The organism is Aeromonas sp. Y311-2, from assembly GCF_027706025.1.
Taxonomy (GTDB): domain Bacteria; phylum Pseudomonadota; class Gammaproteobacteria; order Enterobacterales; family Aeromonadaceae; genus Aeromonas; species Aeromonas veronii.
The window spans coordinates 1-3,202 of the sequence record NZ_JAPDCL010000058.1 but is presented as its reverse complement, the minus strand read 5'-3'; the positions used below and the strand labels follow the sequence as shown (position 1 = coordinate 3,202).

General features: G+C 36.5%; 1 protein-coding gene. It reads left to right on the top strand.

The annotated features are described in order from the left end of the window. Positions 1-793 precede the first annotated feature (793 nt). Positions 794-3,064, top strand: a complete 2,271-nt coding sequence (locus OKC42_RS22545) for a hypothetical protein (RefSeq protein WP_270820931.1) — start codon at positions 794-796, stop codon at positions 3,062-3,064. The last annotated feature ends 138 nt before the right edge of the window (positions 3,065-3,202 follow it).

The window sequence follows — 3,202 nt, the reverse complement described above, 5'->3', positions numbered from 1 at the left end:
AATCGGCTCAAACATGAAGAAATGAAATGACTGAGTCAGCCGAGAAGAATTTCCCCGCTTATTCGCACCTTCCCTAAACAACAGGCTGATGTCTTAATGGCATTAGCCTGTTTAACCGCACAGAGTTAGCCTTATTCATTAAGGCTCGGCTTGCAGCTTCGATGGTTTGGCTAAGATGAAGTGTTTCTTAGGGTTACAATTCGAAAAATGGGTCTGGTGCTCGCGGAGCGAGGAAAATCAAAAAGGACAGGATTCGTCATTTTCAGTAGCGAATTAATCATTAGCATTTTTAGTTTCATACACCACGAACCACGTGGGCTGCATCCACACCAGTTACAATAAATCGCCTCAAAGACCGCCCTTGTCACAAGCACCTCATACATCGTTCTTGTCCACTTTGTAGTGAACGACTGATTCTAAATCGAATTGACTGTTGAGATAGAACTCTCATCCCTTCAAAATTATTAGAGTTTATAGATAGTTTTGCCATTTTAGGGCTCAATTATAATGTTTAACTAATAATTTTAGAGAAAAGTCAAGATATTTTTATTTGCCCTATTGCAAACGCATTGGAATAAGCATATCGTTCATTTCGTACATACCAGTCAGTGTATGTAGATACATAATTTATATTTATGAATTCTTCCAAGAGATTAAAAAATCTCTAAGGATCATACCTACGCCAATTTTTAGGTGTGAATGCTAGAGAAGTATTTAAATATTTAATAACTATAATAAAAGTGTAGCGTTGAAAAACGCCACCATATTATTATAAAAACTAAGTGAGGTGGATATGATTGTGTTGAGTTGTGGCGAAAACTGCCAGTTGAAATTTGGGGTTGATGAATCTAACGCGCTGAGGGATAAAATCGTAGAAATTATTGGCGATGGTGAGTCTAGGAATTCAGTAAGATTAATCAGTGACAATAAATCGGGATTTGATGCAGTGAAAATTGCATTCGATTATAAGATCACAGTCGTGCTGGATGGGCATGAGTTTAAGACTTGTTCGAACAAGGTCAATCTAGGGTTGCTGCTTCTCGGGTATGCTAAAAATGAGGTGGAGGAGCAAGAAGCAATTAATTTTGTGGCGCTAAACTCTCATCATGTTTGCCCAGAAATAATGTCTCAGACGTCTCTAATTGATTATGTTTGGTCTCAAACTAGTAATCGATTCCATACTAGAATCGCCGAGGCTATAAACAAACACTTGTTTGCTAAAAAGAGCGCGGTATCTTTGGCGCACAATTTCTATACTAAGAATGATAATATTACTGAAACTAATATCGATCTTTGTCACGAAAGATTGTGTCTAGATCGTTTCCCTGGGATTCACATAGTTGTCACTCCGCCAGGGACTGGTAAAACAACTAATTGCCTAATACCCACATTTGACGAGGCTGGGAATAATGGTATGCATCCTATTTTTTTAAATCCATCTCGAGCTTTCAATAATTCTCTGTATCACAATCTGGATAATCGAAACTATCAGACAGATACTCCCAAAAATAAAACCGGTGTCTATGGTGTTAGTCTGAGCATTTTATATAGTAAAAAATATAAGCATATCCGGGATAAGTGCCAAGTTTTGATTATAGATGAGTTTGAGGATGTTTTTAATTTAATGCACTCAGAATTGGGCATGAGAGTCTCAGTTGATGAATACATTGAAAGGATGGATAATTTCAAAAAAATTATTGCTGATGCCAGCACTGTTGTTATTGCCGATGCGTTTTTAAGTCAGGACTCATTTGATTTTATTTCAAATTTAGCTACGCTCAGTAATAAAAAAGTGTTCGTATATAGATCATCCAAACCTAGGAATATGCCAGAAATCTTTTTAACAACTAAACCAGATATTATAAACAAGATCAATGAGCGTGCATCAAGTGGCAAAAAATGTATTGTATTTAGCGACGAGGCACACAATGCAAAAAAATCAAATGTTAACGTATTGGTAAATGCAATAAATACACCAAAAAAAATATTAATCGATGCTGACACTGCTCGTAAATTCCCTAATGGTGCTATAAACAAAAATGTTAGCAGTAAACTGGTGTCAATTTTTACACCGGTTGTGAAAAATGGATTTAGTTTCACAGATAAGGATCTAACATTTACTGCAATTTTTTCAAATGGGCTCGTTCAGCCTAATGATATTATGCAGTTTGTCCACCGAGCGAGGAATGCTAATAATGCATTTTTAGCGCTTCTTGGTGGCAAAAATAGGGTATATAAAAATAGCGATCATATCATTACAGAGTTGGTGATGTCAGCGTTGGGGTGTGATTATTCTATTGAACGTTTGCATGAGTATTGCCACAACCCCACATTAATGCATATGGTTAACCGATTGTTTATTCAACATAAATTGTGTTTGGATTATAATTTCACCCTACTAACAATGCTGGAACAACAGGGGTATAAAATTAGCTATCTTTTACCTGAGCTGAAAAATTCAGATAAAAAAATGCTTGAGTTAGCTGAGTTGAAAACAGAGGCGGAGCGAATTTGCGGGTTATTAAATAGAAGTAAATTTTATGCTCGGGAGGCTTTTGATATTGAGGATTTTTACGGTGAGAAATTAAGTGAGGAGTTGATAAAGTTTGATGATAGAGGAAATACTCGCAGAATAATTACAAATAACATCCCATTACATAGATGGGCTGACGATTCTAATAGTCAAGAATCCGTAACATTTGCAATGATAAGATCGCTAGCCAATGAGTTAAAACTCAGTGACAATTATTGCTACAGTAGTGATGAGGCTGGTAAATTCCTAGCGTGGATTGAGAATGGAAAATTTAAGTTTGGTCATGAACTCATTGCAGTAAAAAAATTCTTTAATAAAGACTATTTTATCATTCCATCTAAAAGGGGAATTCCAATTAGGTTTTTAGAGTCGTTCCTCAATAAGAATTTTGGCTATAAAACGGATTCGAGTAAGCCCAAAAATTACTATCGTGATGGACCAGGATCGGTGCGTTCAAAAAGAGCTGTTAAAATAGCGTACCTGCCAAATGATATTAGTTACTGGCTTACCAAAAAATTGGCCAGTCAGTAACTATATTTAACCTGTACAGATATAGTCATCTCCTGACACCGGCCTCAAACCGGTGTCTTATGGAAGGTGCGAACAAGTCCCTGATATGAGATCATGTTTGTCATCTGGAGCCATGAAAAAGGGTTCATCATGAGTCAT